Annotated in this window: 1 protein-coding gene and 1 pseudogene; both read left to right on the top strand. The window is 32.8% G+C overall.

Annotated features, from left to right (window positions below):
• Positions 1-264, top strand: a pseudogene (locus tag FUA24_RS04215) (S41 family peptidase); the annotation flags it as partial.
• A gap of 132 nt (positions 265-396) precedes the next feature.
• A partial coding sequence (locus FUA24_RS04220) for an FAD-binding protein (protein ID WP_148540167.1) occupies positions 397-500 on the top strand: 104 nt, incomplete at its 3' end.

The following is a 500-nucleotide window of genomic DNA, read 5'->3' on the forward strand; positions in this document are numbered from 1 at the left end:
ACAAAAAGAGCAACATTTGTTGGCGAAGAAACAGGAGGCGCCTATAATGGAACAGTAGCTGGCATTTATAAAAATTATAAACTACCAAATACACAGTTAAAAGTTCGTATGGGTTTAATGCAAATAGAAGCGCCTTATAAACAAAAACCCGATGGCTTTGGTATAAAACCCGATGTTGAAATTTTACCAACCATACAACACCGGCAACAAAACATAGACCCTGAGTTACAATGGGTTTTAAATAAATTAGGAAAGGCAGAGTAGCTATTTGTAAGCTAACTATATGTTTAAAACATAACAAAAAACATAAAAGTGTTTTAAAAGCACTTTTTCATTGCCTTACCATAAAACATTTGTACTTTTGGTATACCAATTTTTAAATAGAAAAATTAGTTTATGAATTCATATGATGTAGCCGTTATTGGTTCTGGTCCTGGTGGATATGTTGCTGCTATTAGATGCGCACAATTAGGAATGAAAACCGCCATAATAGAAAAATA

It is taken from the genome of Seonamhaeicola marinus (assembly GCF_008085455.1).